Source organism: Streptomyces sp. NPDC050504 (assembly GCF_044458065.1).
Classification (GTDB): Bacteria; Actinomycetota; Actinomycetes; order Streptomycetales; family Streptomycetaceae; genus Streptomyces.
The window spans coordinates 400405-421993 of the sequence record NZ_JBITHO010000004.1 but is presented as its reverse complement, the minus strand read 5'-3'; the positions used below and the strand labels follow the sequence as shown (position 1 = coordinate 421993).

The 21589-nt window shown below is 73.1% G+C and carries 14 protein-coding genes; 7 read left to right on the top strand and 7 right to left on the bottom strand.

Annotation, left to right across the window (positions count from 1 at the left end):
- The first annotated feature begins 1 nt into the window (after position 1).
- From ACIBNE_RS17135 to fxsT, 4 genes are all read left to right on the top strand, one after another.
- Positions 2-3589, top strand: a complete 3588-nt coding sequence (locus tag ACIBNE_RS17135) for an SAV_2336 N-terminal domain-related protein (RefSeq protein ID WP_399272220.1) — start codon at positions 2-4, stop codon at positions 3587-3589.
- Positions 3590-3758: 169 nt separating this feature from the next.
- Complete coding sequence (locus ACIBNE_RS17130) at positions 3759-3935, top strand: YxD-tail cyclophane-containing RiPP peptide (RefSeq protein WP_399272218.1); 177 nt, start codon at positions 3759-3761, stop codon at positions 3933-3935.
- A gap of 64 nt (positions 3936-3999) precedes the next feature.
- A complete protein-coding gene (locus ACIBNE_RS17125) occupies positions 4000-5256 on the top strand; it encodes an FxsB family cyclophane-forming radical SAM/SPASM peptide maturase (protein WP_399272217.1) in 1257 nt (418 codons plus the stop codon).
- 104 nt (positions 5257-5360) lie between these two features.
- The gene (gene fxsT / locus ACIBNE_RS17120) at positions 5361-8351 is read left to right on the top strand and encodes an FxSxx-COOH system tetratricopeptide repeat protein (protein WP_399272215.1); all 2991 of its coding nucleotides are present in this window, start codon (positions 5361-5363) and stop codon (positions 8349-8351) included.
- Between the two features lie 78 nt (positions 8352-8429).
- Here fxsT and ACIBNE_RS17115 read toward each other — a convergent pair whose 3' ends face one another.
- From ACIBNE_RS17115 to ACIBNE_RS17100, 4 genes are all read right to left on the bottom strand, one after another.
- Positions 8430-12239 carry a multifunctional oxoglutarate decarboxylase/oxoglutarate dehydrogenase thiamine pyrophosphate-binding subunit/dihydrolipoyllysine-residue succinyltransferase subunit gene (locus ACIBNE_RS17115; protein ID WP_399272213.1) on the bottom strand — a complete coding sequence of 1270 codons (3810 nt, stop codon included), beginning with the start codon at positions 12237-12239 and terminating at the stop codon, positions 8430-8432.
- Between the two features lie 269 nt (positions 12240-12508).
- Positions 12509-13570 (bottom strand): ATP-binding protein, encoded by a 1062-nt coding sequence (locus ACIBNE_RS17110; protein WP_399272952.1) that lies wholly within the window; start codon positions 13568-13570, stop codon positions 12509-12511.
- 107 nt (positions 13571-13677) lie between these two features.
- A complete protein-coding gene (locus ACIBNE_RS17105; RefSeq protein ID WP_399272211.1) occupies positions 13678-14421 on the bottom strand; it encodes a response regulator transcription factor in 744 nt (247 codons plus the stop codon).
- An 82-nt stretch (positions 14422-14503) separates the two neighbouring features.
- Positions 14504-15241 (bottom strand): spermidine synthase, encoded by a 738-nt coding sequence (locus tag ACIBNE_RS17100; protein ID WP_399272210.1) that lies wholly within the window; start codon positions 15239-15241, stop codon positions 14504-14506.
- 230 nt (positions 15242-15471) lie between these two features.
- Here ACIBNE_RS17100 and ACIBNE_RS17095 point away from each other — a divergent pair, with 230 nt between their 5' ends.
- Positions 15472-16386: a rhomboid-like protein gene (locus ACIBNE_RS17095; protein WP_399272208.1), complete on the top strand. Its 915-nt coding sequence runs from the start codon at positions 15472-15474 to the stop codon at positions 16384-16386.
- Here ACIBNE_RS17095 and ACIBNE_RS17090 read toward each other — a convergent pair.
- A complete protein-coding gene (locus ACIBNE_RS17090) occupies positions 16320-16826 on the bottom strand; it encodes a hypothetical protein (RefSeq protein WP_399272207.1) in 507 nt (168 codons plus the stop codon). The two genes, ACIBNE_RS17095 and ACIBNE_RS17090, sit on opposite strands and share 67 nt — an antisense overlap.
- 35 nt (positions 16827-16861) lie before the next feature.
- Here ACIBNE_RS17090 and ACIBNE_RS17085 point away from each other — a divergent pair, with 35 nt between their 5' ends.
- Positions 16862-17740, top strand: coding sequence for a phosphotransferase family protein (locus tag ACIBNE_RS17085; protein WP_399272205.1), 879 nt, complete (start codon positions 16862-16864; stop codon positions 17738-17740).
- A 24-nt stretch (positions 17741-17764) separates the two neighbouring features.
- Here ACIBNE_RS17085 and ACIBNE_RS17080 read toward each other — a convergent pair whose 3' ends face one another.
- A complete protein-coding gene (locus ACIBNE_RS17080; protein WP_399272203.1) occupies positions 17765-18112 on the bottom strand; it encodes a hypothetical protein in 348 nt (115 codons plus the stop codon).
- 80 nt (positions 18113-18192) lie between these two features.
- On the bottom strand, positions 18193-18867 hold the full coding sequence (locus ACIBNE_RS17075; protein WP_399272201.1) for a GNAT family N-acetyltransferase: 675 nt from the start codon (positions 18865-18867) through the stop codon (positions 18193-18195).
- Positions 18868-19048: 181 nt separating this feature from the next.
- Between ACIBNE_RS17075 and lon the strand changes: the two genes are divergently transcribed.
- Positions 19049-21460, top strand: coding sequence for an endopeptidase La (gene lon, locus ACIBNE_RS17070; RefSeq protein ID WP_399272199.1), 2412 nt, complete (start codon positions 19049-19051; stop codon positions 21458-21460).
- Positions 21461-21589 lie beyond the last annotated feature (129 nt).

Here is a 21589-nt window from a genome sequence, read left to right as displayed (position 1 = left end):
GGTGCCCGCGGACGGAGAGGATCCGCTCGCCAAGCTCGTCGCGGCCCTCGCCGGGGCCGGGCCGCCGCTCGACGACAGGGAGATCGCGGACGCGCTCTGGCTCTCCCAATGGACCGCGTCCGCAGGGGAGTTACGGCCAGGAGGGCGACCCGACACGCCCCGTGCCGACCGCAAGGATCCGGCCAAATTCCCCGGCGGTACGGCACCCCGCACGGGCGCCACCCCTCCGTACGGCATCCCCATGCCCTACGGACTCACCGGACTCACCGGACCGGAAGGCCCCGGTGCCCCCGGCCCTCCCGACGGAACCGCCCGCACCCCCGAACAGCCGCCCCCCGGCACCCCCGCCGCACCGCCGCGCGGCAACGGCCGCCGCGCCCGGCTCCCCGCGCCCGCGGTCCTCCCCTCCCTCCCGCCGATCCAGCGCGCCCTGCGCCCCGTCCAGTCCTACCGTCCCGGCGGCCCCGAAGCGGGCGCCGAGATCGACGAGACGGCCACCGCCGAACTGACCGCCGTGTCCGGCGTCCTCTCCCTCGTCCACCGCCCCGTCCGGCGCACCGCCGAGCTGTACCTCCTGATGGACGGGGCGCCGTCCATGGCCGTGTGGGCCGGGATGCTCCAGGAACTGCGCAGGGCGTGCGAACAGCTCGGCGCGTTCCGCGACGTCACCGTGCAGTACCTCCACCCGCTGCGCGGCGGCGTCGGCGCCACCGCGCGCCCGGGGCCCGGCCACGTGCCGCGCCCCGCGACGGAGCTGTACGACGGCTCGGGGCGCCGCATCTACCTGCTGCTCAGCGACTGCACGGGACCGCTGTGGCACAGCGGCGCCCTCCAGGAACTGCTGCGGCACTGGGCGGCCGGCGCCCCCCTCGCCGTACTCCAGCCGCTCCCGCGCAGGCTCTGGCACCGCACCCTGCTGCCCGCCGCCGTCGGGCTGCTCACCCGCAGGTCCGGCAGGTACCGCCCGCTCGGCTTCCGGCCGCTGGGCGGCGCGGGGCGGGCGCAGCGGCACGGGGTGCCGCTGCCGGGCGTGCACATCCCCGTCCTGACCCCGACGCCCGCCGCGCTGCGCACCTGGGCGCGGATCGTCGCGGCGGAGGGCGGGCTCGAACTGAGCGGCGCCGCGATCACCCTGGAGGAGCGGCGGTACGGGCCCCGGGAAACGGCCCCCGTGGAACTCTGGCCCAGGGCGGACCGTACGACGGCCAGGGCGGACCGTACGACGGACCGCACGACGGCCACGACGGCCACGACGGCGGACGGTACGGCGGGCACGACGGCGGACGGCACGGCGGGCGCGGCAGAGGGCAAGCCCCCCAGCGCACCGGGCGCCCCCGCCGCCCCCGATCCCGCCGTCCTGCTCGCGGAGTTCGACGAGACCGTCTCGCCCGCCGCCCGACAGCTCGCCGTACAGCTCTCCGCCGCGCCCCTCGCCCTGCCCGTGATGCAGCTCGTCCAGCGGGCGATGCTCCCCGACAGCGGCCCGGCGGAGCTGGCCGAAGTGCTCCTCGGCGGCCTCGTCGTGGAACTGACGGATCCGGGCGGCGGCGCGGCGGGGCGTTCCTCGGGACCGTGGTTCGAGTTCAAACCCGGCGTACGGGACCTGCTGCTGAAGCGGCTGAGCGCGGGCGAGGCCGCGCTGGTGCTCAAGCACTGCTCCCTCTACATCGAGCGCACGTTCGGCCGGACCGCCCGCAACTTCCCCGCCATCGTCGGGGCGTACCTCGAAGGCACGGGACGCCGCCCCACGAGCGGCCCGGGGGAGGCCCCCGAACCGTTCGTGTACGTCTCCGAACAGGTGCTCCAGCGCTTCGAGCCGGGACTGGGCGCCCTGTCCACGCTCCCCGACGCCCCCGCCGACCCGGTGCAGGCCGCCACCGCGCACCTCGACCGGTACGAGAGCGCGGGCGGCGCCGACGACCTGCTGGAGGCGCTGCGCCTGCTGCGCACCCCCCAGGCCGCCGAACTGCCCGACCGCGACCGTCTCTACGCCCAGGCGCTGCTGCACGCCTGGACGCAGTGGCGCGACCCCGAGCTGCTGCGGCAGGCCGAGACGGCGGCACTCGCCGCCACCGCCCCCGGCACCCCGCCCGCCCTCCTCGTCCGCGCCAGGCTCACCAGGGCGCGGCTGCTGCGCACCAGGGGAGAGGCGGCCGCCGAGCAGCACGGGACGGACGAGGCGCGCGAGGACCTGCGGGAGGCCGCGCACCAGATCGACCTGGCGCTGGACCGCACCGAACCGCCGCCGGGCATCGCGCTGGAGGGGGCGCTGCTGCACACGGCGATCACCCGCGACCTCCACCCGCTGACCGGCGAAGCGGAGGGCAGGCGGCTCCTGGAGCGCTCGGTCGAGCTGCTGGGCCGCATCGTCGACGACTGGCCGACCGGCCGCCCCGTCCCCGAGCTGCGGATCGCGCACGGACAGATGCTGCTGGCGCTCGCGGGCACGCTGCTCCCTTCGGGCACGCTGGTCCCTTCGGGTGAGGCGGTCCCTTCGGGCACGTCGGCCCCTTCGGGCGAGGCGGGTCCCGAGGGACCCCGCGGCACGGCCGGCCCCGTGGACCCGGACGTGCGGGCGCTCGCCGCGCGGGCCGCGTCCGCCCTGGATTCGGGGGTACACGAGGCGGAGGCATGGGAGGCAGGGGGCGCACGGCGGGCCGCGCGCCGACCACCCGTGCCCCTGGCGCGTGCGCTCCTTGATCTCGCTGACGCCTATCGGCTCAGCGGAGAACCGTTCGGGGGCCGATCCCAGGGGGAAGCCTTGGAGCGGGCGGCCGACGCGGCCCGTGGATCGGAGGAACGACAGCTGGAAGCCGCCGCCCGGAGCAGGCTCGCCGCACATCGGTGGGCCAGGTACGGGGCAACGGGCGAGGCGGAGGAACTAGAGGTGGCCGAGGCGGAGATGAGACGGGCATTGAGCTTGATGCAACCGGGCGATCCCCAGCGCGCGGCGCTCCTGGTCGAGCACGGCCGCATGCTGCTGGAAGCCGGCCCGACGGGGTCCGCCCCGGTGGGCCCCACCCCGCGGGAGGAGCGGGCACCGTCCCCCTCCGCCCCCGCGTCCACGACTACGTCGACCACGTCGGAGGCGGTGCGCAGCCTGCGCGAGGCGGTGGCGCACACCGCGCCCAGCCACCCGTCGTCGATCGAGCGCAGACTGCTCTTCGCCCGCGCGCTGCGGATGCGCTACGAACAGGGCGGGATGACCCCCGACCTCTACGAGGCATGCTGGATGCTCGAACAGGTGCTGCGCGACACCGGCGTACCGGCGCAGCGCGCCCTGGTCCTGCTGGAACTGGGCGACATGCACAGCCTGTTGGCCGAACGGACGCTGGGCCGCGACCAGTGGGAGGAGGCAGACGACGCGTACCGCAGGGCGGCGTTCGAGGCCGACCGGGCGGAGGACCCCCTGACGGCGGCCCGCGCGCTGCACGGCAGGGGCCGCGTCCTGGAGTACCTGGCGGGCCGGGCCCGCGCCCTGGAGTCGTACCGCGCGGCGGCGGAGAAGTGGCGCGGCACGGAAGAGGCGGACTCGGCACAGGCGCGCGCCACCGATGACCGGATCCGGCGGCTGGAAGGCACGCAGTGACTCGCACGTGTTTCCGGGGGCGGGCGAGGGGGCATGCCCGGTTAGCCGACCACGGCGACAACGAAGGCCACGGCGGCCCCGCCGAATCCGGCGGTCAGGGCGGCCGGGGCGACGCCGGGATCCACGGAATCCACGGAATCCGCAGAATCCACGGAGCGAGGAGGCGGATGTGCAGACGCCGGCCGTGAGCACGCCCGGCGAGGCGCTGCCCGACTTCTCCGGAGTGGACCTGGCCGAACTTCGCGCCCGCGGCGGGCATCCGGTGCTCGACGCGGTGCTCCAGGGGTTGCTGGAGGACCCGCGCGAGGAGTCCGACACCGTGGCGATGTACGACGACAGTCCGTGAGGCGGGGCGGGTGACCGTCCGTTCCCCGGACAGGGGAACGGACGAACGGACAGGGGGAACGGGGATGAGGCTTGAGGACGGCGCGGTCGCGGCATCGCGTGCCCTCGCGCCCTGGCCGCTGGAGGAGCTGGACGTACCGCAGCTGCGCAGATCCCGGGTACGGGCCGTTCCGTTCCACCAGTTCGTACTGAAGGTCAACAGCCGCTGCAACCTGGCCTGTTCCTACTGCTACATCTACGAGGGCGCCGACTCCACCTGGCGCGACAGGCCGCCGCGCGTGCCCGACGCCACCATGCGCGCCGCCGCCCACCGGATCGGCGAGCACGTCCGCGCGCACGCCCTGCCCGCCGTCCGGATCGACCTGCACGGCGGTGAGCCGCTGCTCGCCGGAGCGGAGCCGCTGCTGCGGTACGCCCGCGAGGTCAGGGCCGCGCTGCCCGCCGACTGCGCCGTCACCTTCGGCGTGCAGACCAACGGCACCCTGCTGACGCGCGCGGTCCTCACCGACCTGGCCGCCGCGGACGTCCGCGTCGGACTGAGCCTCGACGGCGGCACCGCCGCGCACAACCGCAGCAGGGTCGACCACGCGGGCCGCCCGGCCTGGCCCGCCGCCGTGCGCGCCGCGCGGCTGCTGCGCGAGTTCCCCGGGACGTACGCGGGCATCCTGTGCACCGTCGACGTGCGCAACGACCCCGCCGACGTGCTCCGTTCGCTCAACGCGCTGCGGGCGCCCTCGCTCGACCTGCTCCTGCCGCACGCCAACTGGACCGTGCCGCCGCCCGGCGTCGCCGCCCAGGACCCCAGGGGCCTGCCGCTGCCGCACGCCAGGCCCACCCCGTACGCCGACTGGCTCCGCGCCGCCTTCGACCAGTGGTGGCAGTGGCGCGACAGGCCCGCCACCCGCATCCGGCTGTTCGGCGAGATCATCGCGCTCCTGCTCGGCATGCCCAGCAGGACCGAGTCCGTCGGGCTGTCCCCGGCCGCGACCGCCGTCGTCGACACCGACGGGGCCATCGAGCAGGTCGACTCGCTCAAGACGGCCTACCAGCACGCGCCGGAGACCGGCCTCGACGTGCACCACCACGCGTTCGACGAGGCCCTGGAGCACCCCGGCATGGTGGCCCGCCAGCTCGGCACCGCCGCCCTGGCGCCCGGCTGCCTCGCCTGCCCGGTGGCCGCGGTGTGCGGCGGCGGGAACTACGCCCACCGCTACCTCGCGCACAGCGGCTTCCGGAACCCGACCGTCTACTGCGCCGACATGGTCCGCCTCATACGGCACATAGCGGCGCGGTTGGAGACCGCGATCACCGCATCGCCCTAATGCCTGGCCAGTTCGGCGGTCCCTTCCGAAACGGATGAACTACCGTGCCGAACGGCCCCATTCCGTATCGCGCGCACCTCGCCCGGAGAACAGGGAGACGGTCTATGACCGAAGAGCTCGGCGACCACACCGGTCATGGAGAGCACGTCACCATCAGCCACGCGGGATCCAGCAGGCCCTGGGCGGCCTGGATCTCTCACCTGCTGGAACAGCACGGGATGAGCACGTCCATGCTGCGCTGGGACCCCGCCATCGAGACCCCGCTCAGCGAGGCGCTCAGCGGCCTGCTCGAAGCGGACGGCCGGGTGCTGTTGGTGCTCGACGACTGGTACTTCGGCCTGGGACCCAGGCATTCGGCCGAGTGGAACGAGGCGCTGCGCGCCGTCGTCCCGGCCGCCGCGGACCGCTTCGCCGCCGTGAACATCGCCACCAGCGCCCTGCCGACGACGGCCAGCGTGCTCAAGCCCGTCGACCTGATCAGCCTCGACGCCCGCGAGGCGCGCCGCAGACTGCTCCGGCGCCTGGGCATCGACCGGGTGCTCCCGCTCGCTCAGGACGAGAACGGCCCCCGCTTCCCCAACGACGACCAGGTGCAGTGGAACGTTCCCCCGCGCAACGAACGCTTCACCGGGCGCAACGACACCCTCGACCGGATCCACGACGTCTTCACCCGGGGCACGGGCGAGGGCGGGCGCTGCGTCCTGCGCGGCATCTCCGGCGTCGGCAAGACCCAGATCGCCCGCGAGTACGCCTACCGCTTCCGCAACGAGTACGACATCGTCTGGCAGGTCAACGCGGGCTTCCCCGGTACCGCCCGCGAGCAACTCGCCGACCTCGCCGTACGGATGGAGCTCCCGGCGGGCCGCGAGACCGGCGACCGCATCCGCGCCGTGCAGGAGACCCTGCGCACCGGACGGCCGCACCGCAACTGGCTGCTGATCTTCGACGGGGCCGACAGCGTCGAGGGCATCGAGGACCTCGTCCCCGACGGCCCCGGACACGTCCTCATCACCACCCTCACCCGGGACTGGGCGGCTTCCAGCCGCACCGAGGAGATCGAGATCCAGCCGTTCGAGCGGCGCGAGAGCGTCGCCTTCGCCCGCCGCCGGGCCCCGAGGCTGACACCCGAAGAGGCGGACGCGCTCGCCGAGGCCGTGCAGGACCTGCCGCTGCTGCTCAACCAGACCGCCGCCTGGCTCGCCATCAACGAGACGATGCCGGTCGAACCGTACATCGAGCGCATCCGCTCGGGGCGGCCCAACCAGTTCGGCATCAGCATCGCCGACGACGACTACCGCAAGAGCGTGTGGACCAGTTGGTCGCTCACCCAGAACATGCTCCGCGAGAAGCACCCCGACGCGGCCGAACTCCTCAAGGTCTTCGGCTTCTTCTCCCCGGACGCCATCCCGGTCGGACTCATCCAGTCCGCCCGCCCCGGAGACCTCCCGCCCCACCTCGCCGCGCTCGCCGCCGACCCGATCGGCTGGCACACCAGCCTGCGCAGACTGCACGAGGCGACCGCGGTGATGCGCATGGACTACCAGGCCAGCGCGGGCAGCGACCAGAACGTGGAGAGCGTGCAGATGCACCACCTCTACCACACGTTCCTGCGCGACGAGATGCTCGAATCCGATCGCGAGGCCGCGTCGAAGGCCGCCTGCCGAGTACTGGTCAGCGGCTCTCCGCGCACCACCAGCGACACCAGGCTCTGGGCCAGGTACGCCCAGATCATCCCGCACCTCGAACACGCCGGGGCCTTCGACAGCACCGACCCGGACGTCCTGGGCCTGGTCATCGACTGCATCAACTACCTGCGCGAGCGCGGCGAGTACTCCGCCGGTCTCCAGATGTGCGAGAAGGCCCTGGCACGCTGGCCGCAGCGACTGCCGGGGACGGACCGCAACCTCCGGCTCCTGGACTACCTCTACTCGATCCTGCTCCGCAGGGTCGGCCGGTTCCGCGAGGCGGAGGCCATGGGCCGCCGGTCCGTCGCCCAGCTCAGCGAACACACGGCCGACAACAGCGACCTGCTGCGGGCCAAGAACGGCCTCGGCGGCAGCCTGATGGCGATCGCCGCGTACGGCGAGGCGAAGGACCTGTTCCACCAGGTCTGCGAGACCTACGAACGGCTGCTCGGCCCCGAGGCCCCCCGCTCGCTCGGCGCCCGCCACAACCTCAACCAGGCCCTCACCCTCCTCGGCAACTACGACGAGGCACTGACGGCGGAGCTGAAGGTCCTCGCCTCCTGCGAACGGGTCTTCAAACTGCGCCACCCCTTCACCCTCAACAGCGGCATCTTCTGCGCCACCCTGCTGCGGCTGCTCGGCAACTACCCGCAGGCCATGTCCCGCCAGGAGCAGAACGTCAAACTGCACCGGCAGATCATGGACAGGCACCACCCGCAGACCCTGCGCGCCGAACAGAACCTGGCCCTGTGCATGCGGAGGTCGGGCGACTTCGCGACCGCCGAGGCCCTGATGCGTACGGTGTTCAGCAGGACCTCCCAGGTCCACGGCCCCCGGCACCCCGACACGCTCTCCGTCCTGGCCGACTACGCGACGCTGCTCCGCGCGCACGGCGACCCCGCCAGGGCCCGCGACCTCGCCACCACCGCAACCGACGAGTACGGCTCCCTGCTCGGCGACGGCCACCCCTTCGCGGCCGGCACGCTCAGCAACCTGGCCATGGTGACCGCGGAGTTCGGCGAGCACGAGACGGCGCTCGACATGTCGGAGCGCGCCCTGGTCCGGATGGCGGCGGCCGTCGGCGACGACCATCCCTGGACGCTGGGCTGCGCACTCAACACCTCCGGGGCCAGGGCGCTGTCCGACGACTACGAGGGCGCCGCCGAGCTGAGCAGGGAGACCGCCGCGACGGCCGCCCGTGTCCTGGGCGCGCTCCACCCGCTGACGCTCTCCAGCCGCTCCGCACAAGCGGCCGACCTCCGGGCGCTGCGCCGCACCAAGGAGGCGGCCGAGCTGGAGCAGGAGGTGGTGCGGCTGCTCGCGGAGACCCTGGGCGACCAGAACCCGCACACCCTCAGCATGCGCCGCAGGGCCCGCCCCTACTGGGACTTCGAACCCCAGCCGGTCTGAGGCGGCATGCCGAAGGGCCCCGCCCACGCGAACGAATCGCGGGGACGGGGCCCTTCGGCATGCGGCTCCCTACGGGAACTACGCCTCGAACACCTCGTTCACCAGCTGCTGCTGCTCCGCCTGGTGGCGCTTGGCCGAGCCGACCGCCGGGGACGAGCCGTGCGGGCGCGAGATGCGGCGCAGGCGCTCGCCGTGCGGGATGTCCGCGCCGACGGCCAGGTCCAGGTGGTCGATCAGGTTCAGCGCGATGAACGGCCACGCGCCCTGGTTCGCCGGCTCCTCCTGGGCCCACAGGTACTTCTCGGCGTTCGGGTACTTCGCGATCTCCGCCTGGAGCTCCGCACCCGGCAGCGGGTACAGGCGCTCGATGCGGATGATCGCGGTGTCGTCGGCGCCGCGCTTCACGCGCTCCGCCTCCAGGTCGTAGTAGACCTTGCCCGCGCAGAAGACGACCTTGCGGACCGCGGCCGGGTCCACGTGGGTGTCGCCGATGACCGGGCGGAAGCCGCCCGTGGTGAACTCCTCCGCCTTCGACGCCGCCGCCTTGTTGCGGAGCATCGACTTCGGGGTGAAGACGACCAGCGGCTTGTGGTGCGGGTTGTGCACCTGCCACCGCAGGAGGTGGAAGTAGTTCGACGGGAGCGTCGGCATCGCGACCGTCATGTTGTTCTGCGCGCACATCTGGAGGAAGCGCTCGGGGCGGGCGGACGAGTGGTCCGGGCCCTGGCCCTCGTAGCCGTGCGGGAGCAGCAGGGTGACGCCGGACGTCTGGCCCCACTTCTGCTCGGCCGAGGAGATGAACTCGTCGACGACGGTCTGCGCGCCGTTGACGAAGTCACCGAACTGGGCCTCCCAGATCACCAGCGACTCGGGGCGGGCCAGCGAGTAGCCGTACTCGAAGCCCATCGCCGCGTACTCCGAGAGCAGCGAGTCGTAGACGTTGTAGCGGGCCTGGTCCTCGGTGAGGTAGAGGAGCGGCGTGTAGTCCTCGCCGGTCTTCTGGTCCACCAGCACCGCGTGGCGCTGGCCGAAGGTGCCGCGGCGGGAGTCCTGGCCCGCCAGGCGGACCGGGGTGCCCTCCATCAGCAGCGAGCCGATGGCGAGGGTCTCGCCCATGCCCCAGTCGATCGTGCCGGTCTCCACGGAGGCGGCGCGGCGCTGCATCTGCGGCATCAGGCGCGGGTGGACGGTGATCCGCTCCGGGATGCTGACCTGCGACTCGGCGATCCGCTTCACGACCTCCTGGGAGACCGCGGTGGTCACGGCGACCGGGAACTCGGCCTGCGCGTCGGGGACGAGCGGCTGGGCCGGGGCCGAGGTGGCCTCGCGGACCTCGGTGAAGACCTTCTCCAGCTGGCCCTGGAAGTCCTGGAGCGCCTGCTCCGCCTCTTCCAGCGTGATGTCGCCGCGGCCGATCAGCGACTCGGTGTACAGCTTGCGCACCGAGCGCTTCTTGTCGATCAGCGTGTACATCTGCGGGTTGGTGAACTCCGGGTTGTCGCCCTCGTTGTGACCGCGGCGGCGGTAGCAGATGAGGTCGATCACGACGTCCTTGTTGAACGTCTGGCGGAACTCGAAGGCCAGGCGGGCCACGCGTACCACGGCCTCCGGGTCGTCGCCGTTCACGTGGATGATCGGCGCCTCGATCATGCGCGCCACGTCGGTGGCGTACATCGAGGAGCGCGAGGACTCCGGCGCGGCGGTGAAGCCGACCTGGTTGTTGATGACCACGTGCACGGTGCCGCCGGTGCGGTAGCCGCGCAGCTGCGACATGTTGAGCGTCTCGGCGACGACGCCCTGGCCCGCGAAGGCCGCGTCGCCGTGCAGCGCCAGCGGCAGGACGGTGAAGTCCGTGCCGCCCTTGTTGATGACGTCCTGCTTGGCGCGGGCGACGCCCTCCAGGACCGGGTCGACCGCCTCCAGGTGCGAGGGGTTGGCGACCAGCGAGACCTTGATCTGCTCGCCGTCCAGGCCGGTGAAGGTGCCCTCGGCGCCCAGGTGGTACTTCACGTCGCCGGAGCCGTGCATCGAGCGCGGGTCCAGGTTGCCCTCGAACTCGCGGAAGATCTGCGCGTACGACTTGCCGACGATGTTCGCCAGCACGTTCAGGCGGCCGCGGTGGGCCATGCCGATGACGACCTCGTCCAGGCGCGCCTCGGCGGCCGAGTCGATGACGGCGTCGAGCAGCGGGATGACGGACTCGCCGCCCTCCAGGGAGAACCGCTTCTGCCCGACGTACTTCGTCTGGAGGAACGTCTCGAACGCCTCGGCGGCGTTCAGGCGGCGCAGGATGCGCAGCTGCTCCTCGCGCTCCGGCTTGGAGTGCGGGCGCTCGACGCGGTCCTGGAGCCACTTGCGCTGCTTCGGGTCCTGGATGTGCATGAACTCGATGCCGGTGGTGCGGCAGTACGAGTCGCGCAGGACGCCGAGGATGTCGCGGAGCTTCATCATCGACTTGCCGGCGAAGCCGCCGACCGCGAACTCCCGCTCCAGGTCCCACAGGGTGAGGCCGTGCTCGGTGATGTCCAGGTCGGGGTGCTTGCGCTGCTTGTACTCCAGCGGGTCGGTGTCGGCCATGACGTGGCCGCGCACCCGGTAGGAGTGGATCAGCTCGAAGACGCGGGCGGCCTTCGTGACGTCGTCGTCGTGGCTGGCGTCGATGTCCTTGAGCCAGCGGACCGGCTCGTAGGGGATGCGCAGCGCCTCGAAGATCTCGTCGTAGAAGCCGCTCTCGCCGAGCAGCAGGTTGGCGACGATCCGCAGGAACTCGCCGGAGGCGGCGCCCTGGATGACGCGGTGGTCGTACGTCGAGGTCAGCGTCATGACCTTGGAGATGCCGAGCTTGTTCAGGGTGTCCTGCGAGGTGCCCTGGAACTCCGCCGGGTAGTCCATCGAGCCGACGCCCATGATGACCGACTGGCCGGGCATCAGACGCGGCACGGAGTGCACGGTGCCCAGGCCGCCCGGGTTGGTCAGCGAGACGGTGACGCCCGTGAAGTCGTCCATCGTCAGCTTGTTGTTGCGGGCGCGGCGGACGATGTCCTCGTACGCCTGCCAGAACTCGAAGAAGTTGAGCGTCTCGGCCTTCTTGATGCCCGCGACGACCAGCTGGCGGTCGCCGTTGGGCTTCACCAGGTCGATCGCCAGGCCGAAGTTGATGTGCTCCGGCTTGACCAGGGTCGGCTTGCCGTCCTTCTCCGTGAAGGAGTGGTTCATCGACGGCATGGCCTTGATGGCCTGCACCATCGCGTACCCGATGAGGTGCGTGAAGGAGATCTTCCCGCCGCGGGCGCGCTTGAGGTGGTTGTTGATGACGATGCGGTTGTCGAACAGCAGCTTCACCGGGACGGCACGCACGGACGTGGCCGTGGGGACCTCGATGGAGGCGTTCATGTTCTTGGCGACGGCCGCGGAGGGGCCGCGCAGCGTCACGTACTCGGGGCCTGCCGGAGCCTCGGTCGCAGGGGCTGCGGGGGTGTTCACGGGGGTGGTGGCCTTTGCGGGAGCAGGGGCGGGAGCGGGCTGTGCGGGAGCGGCGGCTGCCTTGGCGGGCGCGGGCGCGGCGGGAGCCGGTGCGGCCTGGGCCGCGGGCGCGGCCGGAGCGGCGGCGGCCGGGGCGGCGGTGGTCTGCGCGGGCGCCGGTGCCGGTGCGGCCGGAGCGGGCTGCTGCGCCGGGGGAGCCTCGGGCGCGGTGGTCTGCGCGGCCCCCGGCTTGTAGTCGGCGAAGAAGTCCCACCAGGCACGGTCGACCGAATTCGGGTCCTGGAGGTACTGCTGGTAGATCTCGTCTACGAGCCACTCATTCGGCCCGAATGCGGCGGCAGGGTTCTTTCCCTGCCCGGTTTGATCGGTCGAGATGCTTGAGTTACTGGGGGACTGAGACGACACGGCGGCAACCGCCCTCTTCCGCTTCGCAAGGTGATGGACAGCGGAAATAAAGGCTACGCCCCCTGGGCCGAGAGGTGCAGACCGGGCGGGTCATCGTCGCGCAAGTCACATCGGAAGGCGGGTTTCGGCGCAGGAAATGGCGGGAAACAAGTGTGGTCCCGCATCCGAGCGGGTACGACACACCGCGGCTGCGGCCCCCTGGCCTGCACCCCTCACCACGTCCACGCAGAACGCGCGGCTCCGGTTCGAAGCCTACGTCAAGAGTGACGTCAATCTCGTGGCTGTGATGCTCCCGGAAGAGTGACACGGATGTGGCAGCCACGTGAAGATTCGGCCACGCCGATCCGACCGCCGTGCAACTCGACGGCCCAGCGGGCGATCGCCAGGCCCAGCCCCGTGCCGCCGTCGCTGCCCGGCCCGTGCGCGGCCGGGACGCCGCCCCGGTTGAACCGCTGGAAGACCTTGTGCCGCTCGGGCTCCGGGATGCCGGGACCCTCGTCGACCACTTCGAGGTCCAGCGACTCGGGCCCCGCGCCCCTGCGGGCGTGGACGGTGACCCGGCCGTGCGGCGGGGAGTGCTTGACCGCGTTGTCGATCAGGTTGGCCATCACCTGGTGCAGCCGCTCCGCGTCCGCGTAGGCCGTCAGCTCGGGCGGCGAGACGTCCAGGTGCAGGTGGACGTCGGTGCGGGTGTGGTTGCCCGAGCCCGAGGAGGTGCCCCGGCGGCCCGCCGCGAGGTTCGCCTCCTTCAGGACCCCCGAGAGGTACGGCCAGACCTCGAAGCGGCGCGCCTTCAGCGGGACGACGCCGTTGTCGAGGCGCGAGAGGTCCAGCAGCGTCTCGACCAGCCGCCCCAGGCGCTCGGTCTGCTTCAGGGCCGTGCGCATCGTCTCGGGGTCGGCCTCGGAGACCCCGTCCACCACGTTCTCCAGGACCGCGCGCAGCGCCGCGATGGGGGTGCGCAGCTCGTGCGAGACGTTGGCGACCAGCTCCTTGCGGTGCTGGTCGACGGCCTCCAGGTCGTCCGCGAGGCGGTTGATGGTGGCGGCCAGGTCGCCCAGCTCGTCGCGCCGGTCGGTGCCGCGCACCCGGCGCGTGTAGTCGCCGTGCGAGACGGACCTGGCGACCGCGTTCATCTCGTCCAGCTGGTCGGTCAGCGAGTGCGCCACGAACTGCGTCACCAGCAGGGCGGTGATCATCGCGAAGATCGTGATGTACCGCAGCTCGGCGCCGGTCCTCATGGCGACCAGGGCCAGCCCCGAGGTGATCAGGACCGAGACGGTGACCAGCGCGCCCAGCTTGGTCTTGACGGAGATCGTGACCCCGCCCAGCCGGGCGCGGAGCCGGGCGGCCCCGAGCCGGGCCCCGGCGGCGGGCCGGGACCACTGCCGCCCGGCGGGCGCGCGGGGCGCTCCCGCGGAGTCCGTCCCGCCGCCCGTCACGGGGCCGGGGTCTCCAGCGCGTACCCCACGCCGTGCACCGTGCGGATCCGCTCGGCGCCGATCTTCCGGCGCAGCGCCTTGATGTGGCTGTCCACCGTGCGGGTGCCCGAGGCGTCCGCCCAGTCCCACACCTCGGCGAGCAGCTGCTCGCGGGAGAGCACCGCGCGCGGCGTGTTCGCCAGGCAGACCAGCAGGTCGAACTCGGTGGGGGTGAGGTGCACGTCCTCGCCCTTGACGCGGACCCTGCGCTGCGCGTGGTCGATCTCCAGCTCGCCGAGCCGCAGGATGCCGCTGCGCGGCGTCACGGCGGCCAGCGCGGCCCGCTCGACGCGGCGCAGCAGCACGTGCACCCGCGCGGCCAGCTCGCGCATCGAGAACGGCTTGGTCATGTAGTCGTCGGCGCCGACCCCGAGGCCCACCAGCATGTCGGTCTCGTCGTCGCGCGCGGTCAGCATCAGGACCGGGACCGGGCGCTGGGCCTGCACGCGACGGCAGACCTCCAGGCCGTCGAAGCCCGGCAGCATGATGTCCAGGACCATCAGGTCCGGCTGCCACGCCTCGGCCGCGTCCACGGCCGCGGGGCCGTCCTGCGCGGTCTGGACGAGGAAGCCCTCGGCGCGCAGGCGGGCCGAGATGGCGTCGACGATCGTGGCGTCGTCCTCGACGACCAGCACGCGGCGCTGGGCACTGTTGGCCGGAGCCGGCGCCGCGCCGTTGTGGGTGGTGTGTGTCTGCTCCATCGCCCCGCCCCTGGAAGTGCTCTTCCGGATCGTGTGATCTCGTGTGCCGTCCAGCAGAGTAGAGGCAGTTGCGGCGTCGCGGCTACGCAGGGCGAACGGCGAGGTGGACGACGTCAGGCGCGCCTCGGGCAACCCGCACCTCTTCGGTCGTAACCCCGGTGAATCCGGCATTCCGCAACGCTTCGTCGAACGCGGGGGAGGGCCGCGCCGACCACACCGCGAGCACTCCGCGGGGGTTCAGCCGCTCCTTGCAGGCGGCGAGCCCGGCGGGGGAGTAGAGGTCGTCGTTGTCCTCGGTGACGGTCCAGTCGGGACCGTTGTCGATGTCCAGGCACAGCGCGTCGTAGCGGTCCGTGGTCGTACGGAGGTGGTCGACCAGGTCCGTGTGCAGGATCACCGTGCGGGGGTCGGCGAGTGCGCCGCCCGAGATGCGGGCGAGGGGGCCCGCGTGGTGCCAGTCGATGATGGCCTGTTCCCGCTCCACGACGGTGATGCGGGACCAGGCGGGGGTGCCGTCAGGTACGCCCCCCGACGCCGACGCCGACGCCGACGCCGCCGTCGCCCCGGCCGCGTGGGCCAGCGAGAATCCGACGCCCAGGCCGCCGATGAGGACGGTCGCGGGGAGGCGGTCCTCCGGGAGGGACGCCTGGGCCGCGTCGACGAGCAGGCGCTCGGAGCGGCCGTCCGAGGTGTCCATCAGGAACGTGCCGTTGGCGATGATCTCCAGGTGGTCGCCGTGGCGACGGAGGGCGACCTCGCCGTGCGGGCCGTCGCGGCGGTCGAGGGTGACGGGGCGGTCGTCGGGGGCTGACTCGGGCATGGGCACCTCTCCGTGTACGCAGGGGAGTTGTGGCCGTCCATCCTCGCGCACGGCGTGGTCCCGGGGAACCGCGCGATCTTTCGGCGCCCCCGTGGCGGCGCCCGGACGTTTCCGCCGTGCGGCGGGTTGCCTCGTGTGACGCGGGTCATAGACGGGGGCGCCTCTCGTGACAGAGGGTGAGCATGCTGAAGTGGGTCGGGGGCTGGGCGGTACGAAAGGGGCCTCGCACAGTGCACGGACCGAACGACGCGGGCGACACGGACACCGACGCCCCCCGGGGCAGCGCGCCGCCCCTCCTCGCCGCCGTCCCCCGGCAGCGGACGGGCGCGGCCAGCCCCCTCGCCTCCACCCCCGCGCGCCCCCGAACCCGGGCCTGGACCCGGCTCCGCGGGGCCCGCCGCGCCCTGCCCACCCCCACCGGCACCCCCTTCACCTTCACCTACCTCCTCGTCCTGATCGCCACCTCCCTCTTCACCGAGTACGGCGACCCGGACACCGTCTCCGCCCTCCTCCGCGCCTCCAGCACCGACGCCGCGCACCTCGCCGAGACGCCGAGCCTGGTCCTCCTGGCGAGCGCGCTCTGGGTCGCGGGCGGGCTCGCCAGTGCGTACGGGCTCGCGTTCGTCTTCGTGCTCACCGCCCTGGAGCGCCGCATCGGCGGCCTGCGGACAGCCGGGGTCTTCCTGCTGGGGCACGTCGCCGCGACCCTCGCCACTGAGGTCCCGGTCGGGATCTCCGTACTCACCGGCCACCTCCCGGCCAGCTCCCTGCACCGCCTCGACTACGGCATCAGCTTCGGCCTGCTCGCGAGCCTCGGCGCGCTCACCGGACTGCTGGGCCGCCGGCCGCGCACCGCCGTGCTCGCGGTCGTCGCGCTCGTCCTGGGCCAGGACCTCGTCGCGCTCGTCGACCCGCTCGCCTCCTGGGGCCACCCGATGGCCCTGCTGTCGGGCATCGCCTGCTGGCCGCTGGTCCGCCGGTGGTCACGTGCCCGCACGGACCGCGACGCCGCGACCGGCGCCGCGCCCGTCCGCCAGTGCGCCCACGTTCCCGCCCGTGCCCACGCCTCCGCCCGTGCTCACGTCCCCGTGCGCGGCAGCGCCCCGATCACCGCGCGCAGCGCGGCCGAGTCGACCTCGTCGTAGGTCGTCACCTTCCGGCCGCCGTACTCGATCTCGTACGAGAAGCCGTCCCGTACCGGATTGTGCGTCGCCCGCCTGGGCAGCCGTGCGAAGTCCGCCCCGGCCAGCGCCGTGCGCAGCTCCGCCAGCCCGGCCGGGGACATCCGGCCCGTCCGGTCCTGCTCGCCCGACCGGCGCTCGGTGTACGAGCCGTCGCCGCGCACTTCGAGCACCCGGTGGATCCCGGCGAACCCGCCCGTGACGGTCACCTCCACGAGCGGCCCGCGCGAGGCGGGCGGCGCGGGGGCGGAAGGAGACCCCTGGCCGCCCCGGGACGCCGAGGGCTTCACGGTCTGCCCGTCGTGGCCGTCGTTCCCGTCGTTTCCGTCGGCCCCGCCGCACCCCGCCGTGAGCAGCGCCGCGAGCACCAGGCCCGCGACCCTCGCGCCACCGGTAACTCGCATGACTCCCGCCCTCCAGGCCCGTAGCGTCCAGAGCCATGGACGTCATTGAACGGCATCGGCACCTGCTTGACACCCTGCTGCCCGGTGAAGATTTCGGCGCGCTCACCGTCCATCGCGGGCAGTTCCACGACGTCGTGCTCGGCGCCGAGAGCGTCGTGCGGTTCGCGCGGCACGCCGCCGCTGCCGACCGGCTCCCGGCGTGCGCGGCGCGGCTGCGGGCCGTCGCCGCGCTCGGGCTCGGCGTGCGGACGCCCGAGGTGCTGGCCGAAGGGGCGGGGCACCTGCTGCTCAGCAGGGTGCCCGGCAGCCCGCTCGCGCCGGAGGAACTGCGGGACCCGGCGGCCGAGGAGGCCGTGGCAGAGCAGTACGCCGCGCTCTTCGCGGAGCTGCGGGGCGCGGCGGACGGCCCGGTCCCGGCGGACGCGGCGGGCCGGGCGGACGCGGCGGACCCGAGGGGCGCGGTCGTCGCGGGGCTCGAACCCGCGCCGCGCGACGGCTGGCGGGACTTCGCGGCGGGCGTGCGGGGCGAGCTGTACGCGCTGATGTCGCACGCCGGGCGCGAGCGCGCCGAGCGGGAGCTGGCCGCGCTGGACGGGCTGCCGTACCGCGCGTCGGCGGTGGTCCACGGGGACCTCGGCGGCGAGAACGTGCTCTGGGCGCGGCAGGAGGGCGGCGCTCCCCGGCTCGTCGGGGTGGTCGACTGGGACGGGGCCGCGCTGGGCGACCAGGCGGAGGACCTGGCGGCGGTCGGCGCCAGTTACGGGGACGCACTGCTCTCCCGCATCCCCGCAGCGGCGGACCAGTGGGAGCGGATCCGCGTCGTCCGGGGCACCTTCGCGCTCCAGCAGGCCCTCGCCGCCGTGCGGGACGGCGACGAGGGCGAGCTGCGGGACGGCCTGGCGGGCTACCGCTGAGGGGAGCCCGCCGGGGTCACGGGATCAGTTGTCCACGTGGATGTGGCTCAGCGGGTAGAACTTGCCCTCCAGGTGCTGGAACTTCGAGAAGTTCTGGACCTTGTTCCCGTACTTGAACCAGCCCGAGTGGTTGCCCGAGTCGAACCAGGTCGCCTCGGTGTTGAACGTGGGCTGCACGTCCAGGTCGCCGGTGCCCAGGAAACAGCGGCTGAAGCCCATGAACTTGGTGAACTGCATCTGGTTGGCGTCCGTGGAACACGCGACCTCGGTCAGCGCCGCCTGCTGCGCGGCGTGCGCCGGGGCGCCGATGGTCAGCGTGGCGGCGGCCACCGCGGCGGTCGCGGCGGCCTTGGCGAAGAAAGCAACACGCATGGATAAGTCCCTTTGCCGATAGGGGAATTGGACCTCTCCATGCTGTGCCGGAGATCGCTCGCAGTGATCGTGGGTGACCGTTAGCTGCCAACTTCCCCGGTGGTCGGCGTGTAGGTGACACCTACCAGTGGAAGCCGAATCCTCCAGCCCAGCGACTCGTACAGCCCCTTGCCGTCGGTCGTCGCGCCGAGCACCCCGACGCGCGCGCCCCGCTCGGCCGCGGCGGTCTGGAGCGTGCGCATCACGAAGGAGCCGAGCCCCTTGCGGCGGTGCGCGGGGGACGTCTCGATCTGGTCGGCGACGGCGGTCGCGCCGGTCGGCGCGATCTGGCCGCGCGCCGCGAAGCCGCCGTCGGCCGAGGTGACCAGGAGTCGGACGACGCCGCCGCGCTCCCAGGTGCGCACGTGGTACCCGGCGGGCGGCTCGGCCGCCTCGGGCCGCAGGTCGGTGACCATCAGCCAGCCGGGCCCGTCCGACACCCACTCGGGGGAGAGCAGGGGCAGTACGGCCTCCGGCTCCAGGAACACCTTGAGCGAGACGGCGGGCGCCGCGTACGCCTCCGCGAGCTTGCGCACGGTCTCCTCGTCGGCGTGCGTCAGGACGTGCCGCGTCGCGTGCCGGACGAGCCCGACGTCGACGGTCAGCCCCCAGGGCTGCTCCAGCGGCTCGGCCGCGCCCCGCGACACGATCCACCCCTCGACCCAGGCGCGGACGGCGTCGGAGCTGTCGGCGAACAAACGGTCGGCGGACGTCATCTGAACTCCCCCTGTAATGGTCCTGTATCGCTAGTGAGTATTACATCGGGCGAGGACGGCCGCAATGGACCGCCGTACGGGCCGATTCGTGATCGCTGAGAGCGAACAGAGGTCGGGGAACAATCACGGGCTCAGGTGCATTGAGTCGGTACAGCTCAACTTCACTGCCCAAGGGGAGATCATGGCAACGACGTCCACACCGCTCACCCTGCCCGTGCTGCCGCTCGACGACGAGGTCGTGCTGCCCGGAATGGTGGTGCCGCTCGACCTGTCCGACGCCGAGGTGCGCGCCGCGGTGGAGGCCGCCCAGGCCGCCGCGCGCTCCAGCGGCACCGGCGGGAAGCCGAAGGTGCTGCTCGTGCCGCGCGTCGACGGAACGTACGCGGGCACCGGCGTCCTCGGCCTCGTCGAGCAGGTGGGACGACTCTCCGACGGCGACCCCGGCGCGCTCATCCGGGGCCTGGGCCGCGTCCGCATCGGAGCCGGTACGACCGGTCCTGGCGCCGCCCTCTGGGTCGAGGGGACCGCCGTCGAGGAGACCGTCCCCGACCCGCTGCCCGGCGCCGTCGCCGAGCTGGTCACGGAGTACAAGGCGCTGGCCACCAGCTGGCTCAAGAAGCGCGGCGCCTGGCAGGTCGTGGACCGCGTCCAGCAGATCGAGGGCGTCTCGGCCCTCGCCGACAACTCCGGCTACTCCCCGTTCCTCACCACCGCCCAGAAGGTCGAGCTCCTGGAGACCGCCGACCCGGTCGCCCGCCTCAAGCTCGCCACCGCCCAGCTGCGCGAACACCTCGCCGAGCAGGACGTCGCCGAGACCATCGCCAAGGACGTCCAGGAGGGCGTCGACAAGCAGCAGCGCGAGTTCCTGCTGCGCCGCCAGCTCGACGCCGTGCGCAAGGAACTGCGCGAGATCAACGGCGAGGCCGAGGGCGAGGAGTCCGACGACTACCGGGCCCGCGTCGAGGCGGCCGACCTGCCCGAGAAGGTCCGCGAGGCCGCGCTCAAGGAGGTCGACAAGCTGGAGCGCGCCAGCGACCAGTCCCCGGAGGGCGGCTGGATCAGGACCTGGCTCGACACCGTCCTCGAACTCCCCTGGAACGAGACCACCGACGACGTCTACGACATCAAGGGCGCCAAGACCGTCCTCGACGCCGAGCACGCGGGCCTGGAGGACGTGAAGGAACGGATCACCGAGTACCTCGCGGTGCGCAAGCGGCGCGCCGACCGGGGGCTCGGGGTGGTCGGCGGGCGGCGCGGCGGCGCCGTACTGGCACTGGTCGGCCCGCCCGGCGTCGGCAAGACCTCGCTCGGCGAGTCGGTGGCGCACGCGATGGGCCGCGAGTTCGTGCGCGTCGCGCTCGGCGGCGTGCGCGACGAGGCGGAGATCCGCGGGCACCGCCGCACCTACGTGGGCGCGCTGCCGGGCCGGATCGTACGGGCGATCAAGGAGGCCGGGTCCATGAACCCCGTCGTCCTGCTCGACGAGATCGACAAGGTCGGCTCCGACTTCCGCGGCGACCCGGCAGCGGCCCTGCTCGAAGTCCTCGACCCGGCGCAGAACCACACCTTCCGCGACCACTACCTGGAGGTCGAGCTCGACCTCTCCGACGTCGTCTTCCTGGCCACCGCCAACGTCCTGGAGGCCATCCCCGAGGCCCTGCTCGACCGCATGGAGCTGGTCCGCCTCGACGGCTACACCGAGGACGAGAAGGTCGTCATCGCCCGTGACCACCTGCTGCCCAGGCAGCTGGAGCGCGCGGGCCTGGAGCCCGGCGAGGTGACCGTCGACGACTCGGCGCTGCGCAAGCTGGCCGGCGAGTACACCCGCGAGGCGGGCGTACGGAACCTGGAGCGCGCCGTCACCCGGCTGCTGCGCAAGGTCGCGGCCCAGCACGAGCTGGGCGACCGCGAGCTGCCCTTCACCGTCACGGACGCGGAGCTGCGCGACCTGATCGGGCGGCCGCACCACGTCCCGGAGTCCGCCCAGGACCCGGCCGAGCGGCGCACGGCGGTGCCCGGCGTGGCCACCGGGCTCGCGGTGACCGGCGCGGGCGGCGACGTCCTCTTCGTGGAGGCATCGCTGGCCGACCCGGAGACGGGCGCGTCAGGACTGACCCTCACCGGTCAGCTCGGCGACGTGATGAAGGAGTCCGCGCAGATCGCGCTGAGCTTCCTGCGCTCGCACGGCGCCGAGCTGGAATTGCCGGTCACCGACCTCAAGGACCGGGGCGTGCACGTCCACTTCCCGGCGGGCGCGGTGCCCAAGGACGGGCCGAGCGCGGGCATCACGCTCACCACGGCGCTCGCCTCGCTGCTGTCGGGGCGGCTCGTGCGCACCGACGTGGCGATGACCGGCGAGGTCTCGCTGACCGGGCGGGTCCTGCCGATCGGCGGCGTCAAGCAGAAGCTGCTGGCCGCGCACCGGGCGGGCGTCACCACCGTGATCATCCCCAAGCGGAACGAGGCCGATCTGGACGACGTCCCCGCCGAGGTGCTGGAGAAGCTGGAGGTGCACCCCGTGACGGACGTCCGGCAGGTGCTGGAGATCGCGCTGGCGCCGGCGGAGGCGGCCGCGCCCCTCGTCGCGGCGTAACGGCTTCCCTCGCGGGGCGGGGGGGGGGGGCGGGGGGGCCCCCCGCGGCGGCCCCCCCCGGGGGCGCCCGCCCGGGGGGGGGGGGCGCGGGCGCCGCCGCACCGCGGACGGGGCCCCCCCGCCCACCCC

Bases quoted from the DNA above. Each gene is read 5' to 3' on its own strand.
- ACIBNE_RS17125 (WP_399272217.1), top strand. From the start codon at position 4,000: ATGAGGCTTGAGGACGGCGCGGTCGCGGCATCGCGTGCCCTCGCGCCC.
- fxsT (WP_399272215.1), top strand. From the start codon at position 5,361: ATGACCGAAGAGCTCGGCGACCACACCGGTCATGGAGAGCACGTCACC.
- ACIBNE_RS17105 (WP_399272211.1), bottom strand. From the start codon at position 14,421: ATGGAGCAGACACACACCACCCACAACGGCGCGGCGCCGGCTCCGGCC.
- ACIBNE_RS17100 (WP_399272210.1), bottom strand. From the start codon at position 15,241: ATGCCCGAGTCAGCCCCCGACGACCGCCCCGTCACCCTCGACCGCCGC.
- ACIBNE_RS17090 (WP_399272207.1), bottom strand. From the start codon at position 16,826: ATGCGAGTTACCGGTGGCGCGAGGGTCGCGGGCCTGGTGCTCGCGGCG.
- ACIBNE_RS17085 (WP_399272205.1), top strand. From the start codon at position 16,862: ATGGACGTCATTGAACGGCATCGGCACCTGCTTGACACCCTGCTGCCC.
- ACIBNE_RS17080 (WP_399272203.1), bottom strand. From the start codon at position 18,112: ATGCGTGTTGCTTTCTTCGCCAAGGCCGCCGCGACCGCCGCGGTGGCC.
- ACIBNE_RS17075 (WP_399272201.1), bottom strand. From the start codon at position 18,867: ATGACGTCCGCCGACCGTTTGTTCGCCGACAGCTCCGACGCCGTCCGC.
- lon (WP_399272199.1), top strand. From the start codon at position 19,049: ATGGCAACGACGTCCACACCGCTCACCCTGCCCGTGCTGCCGCTCGAC.